A 2,437-nucleotide genomic window follows, 5' to 3' on the forward strand; every position below is an offset into this window, starting at 1 on the left:
AATGCACAGTCAGCCGACCAACACTTCAGTCTGCGCGCTCGTCGTGACAAACCCGGCAGCTTTTGCCGACTAAGCGGTCATCTGAGAATGTCGGTCGGGTGACCGCTACGAGCCCAAAGCGACAGCTTTCACTGGCGACAGCGCCCTCCAATACTGATGTACTCCTCCGCCCCAGGGGACTCTGAGACACCTTTGACGTCTTATTGAGAGACAAACGGAGGTGGATGATGACGCAGGAGAAGTACCAAGGCGCCCCGGGCGCGGAAAGGTCCGATGTCGGAGCGACCGGGGTGCGGGCAGGAGAACGGCGAATGACGGCAGCGAAACCAGTGCAGGAACCCGATCATGTCTCAACGATCAAGCGCTTCGAGAATAGGTGCGTCGCGACCGTAGGGATCTTCCCGGAAGTGAACCTCCCCATTCTCAACCCACGCGGTCCAATACATGAGAAGAACGGGAATCGGGACAGGCAGGTTCACGCGGGTTGTCTTGCCGCTTTCCAGGATCGCCTGCATCCGTGCGTAGCTCCAGCTCGGCGCCCCCTCCATCAGCAGGCTTGCGAACTCGAACGGGTATTCCAGCCTTACGCATCCCGAACTGAGGTTCCGCTCGTTGCGGGCGAAAAGGCTTCTGTCGTTGGTATCGTGGAGATAGACGGAGTGCTTGTTTGGAAACATGAATTTGATCAGACCAAGTGCATTGTCCGGTCCGGGGTTCTGCACCAGAGTCACGCGTGGCCTGTCGGCGGCCCAATTGACCTCATACGGCGAGATAACGGACCCATCTGCTGATCGGACGATGTAATTGTTCCGCTCGAGGTAACCGATGTCCTTTCGAATTCGGGGGAGTTTGTCCTTCAGAAAGATCGAGCTCGGGACCGTCCAGGTCGGGTTGAACTCCATGTATTCGATCTCGTCCCGAAAGACCGGTGTCTTTCGGTACTCGGAACCGGTGATGGACCGGGTCGTCCAGACACTGCCGTCCGATTTCACGAAGTAGGTACGCGCGCCCGCGATGTTCACCAGAACGTATTCCCGCTCCCCACCTCGCATCACCCATCGGGCGCGCTCAAGGCTGAGACGGATCTGGTCGACACGCTCTTCCGCCGTGCGATTGAGCGAGGCGAAGGTCCTCGCGCCAACGACGCCGTCAGCCTCGAGCCCATGCCGAGCCTGGAAGGCTCGGACTTCCACCTCCAGTTGCTGGTCGTAAACCCAAAGCGGGCTGGTCACGTCTTCGAAATTGCGGACAGGCGGGTCAATTGGCCTGCCGATCTCGACCGACAGCCTGTTTCGCAGGTCTTCGACAGCGGGATGGACAATGCCAGGTTCGAGCGTGTCCGCGTCAGGAACCATGCGCCAGCCGCCGCTTGCGGCGAAGGAACGGTACTTCGCAAGAGCGTCGACAAGCTGCTGGTATTGTGGCGCGGCGATCGCAATCCGCTCCATCAGCGCCGAAACCCCGCTGCCATCGATGAATGCGTTCAGAACCTCGGCGGGGTCTTGTTCGATCACCGGCTTCGAGTAATTCCAATCGCTGTCGAGGGCGGCCGGGTCGACCTTTCCATAGATGAGGTGGTGAATGAGTTTGGCCGCGGCATCGCTCGCGACCACATCGAATGCCGCGATATCTTCGGCGCTGCCTGACTTCGCGGCCTCCCGCAATTCAAATAGTAGCGGCAGATGGAAGTCCTTCGGTCGAAATCCTTGTTCAAGGCCGTTGTTCAGTTCGCGAAGAAGCTCTTCCGAAGCCTTCGTTCCATGCCAGGCAGGCTTGTACCCGCGTTTCTCGTAAAAGCGTGGCACAAGGATTGTTGCATCGACGCTGTTCTCGGGAAGAGAGGCTGATCGGCCACCTGAAACCGAGGATATGATCTCCCGGATTTGATCTTCGACCGGACCAGCCAGACCCGGCGTGACGTACCCCCACCACAGCGAAAGAGCCAGTCCCGCCAGAATCAAAGGTCTTGGAGTCTTTCTCATGGCGGCTGCCTCTGATGCCTTGTTCCGGCGGAGAATGCATGATCGGCGCAATCGACGACAACCCAAATTGCGTGTCAATCCGCGTCGAGCGGATCTATACGTGTCACCCGTCTTCGGCACTGCGCGGACCACACGACACCCGTGAGGTAATCCGGTCAATCATCGGCTCCATCGACAGGAACATTCAGGCGTTGAGCCGATCTTCCGAGGCATGCCGTTTGCTGATAACCGTGCCGGGCGTTGGCCCGATCACCGCACTGGCCGTCGCGGCAGCGATTGAAAATCCGGCCCGCTTCCGTCGTTCACGCGACAGTTTGCGCCAAGCTTTCGTCGGAAAGGGTTTTTCCCGGACTGCGAATGGGCGTCGCACGAGAACGTAATATTTGATCTGAGGCGGATTTTCAAAGCAGCCATTTGTCGGAGGGGACGTGAAGGGCCACAGTGGGCCGTTTGCG

General features: G+C 58.9%; 1 protein-coding gene and 1 pseudogene. One reads left to right on the forward strand and one right to left on the reverse strand.

Annotated features, from left to right (window positions below):
• Nucleotides 1-350: 350 nt before the first annotated feature.
• Nucleotides 351-1,982 carry a L,D-transpeptidase family protein gene (locus tag ARC39_RS25065; RefSeq protein ID WP_078059471.1) on the reverse strand — a complete coding sequence of 544 codons (1,632 nt, stop codon included), beginning with the start codon at nucleotides 1,980-1,982 and terminating at the stop codon, nucleotides 351-353.
• Between the two features lie 221 nt (nucleotides 1,983-2,203).
• On the opposite strand from ARC39_RS25065, the pseudogene ARC39_RS26355 reads away from it, so the two are divergent.
• A pseudogene (locus ARC39_RS26355) lies at nucleotides 2,204-2,293 on the forward strand (transposase); the annotation flags it as partial.
• Nucleotides 2,294-2,437: the final 144 nt, after the last annotated feature.

Origin of the sequence: Tropicimonas marinistellae, from assembly GCF_001509585.1 — a bacterium.
Classification (GTDB): domain Bacteria; phylum Pseudomonadota; class Alphaproteobacteria; order Rhodobacterales; family Rhodobacteraceae; genus Tropicimonas; species Tropicimonas marinistellae.

Excerpts from the sequence above, each read along its gene's own strand:
- ARC39_RS25065 (WP_078059471.1), bottom strand. The coding sequence starts at position 1,982 with ATGAGAAAGACTCCAAGACCTTTGATTCTGGCGGGACTGGCTCTTTCG.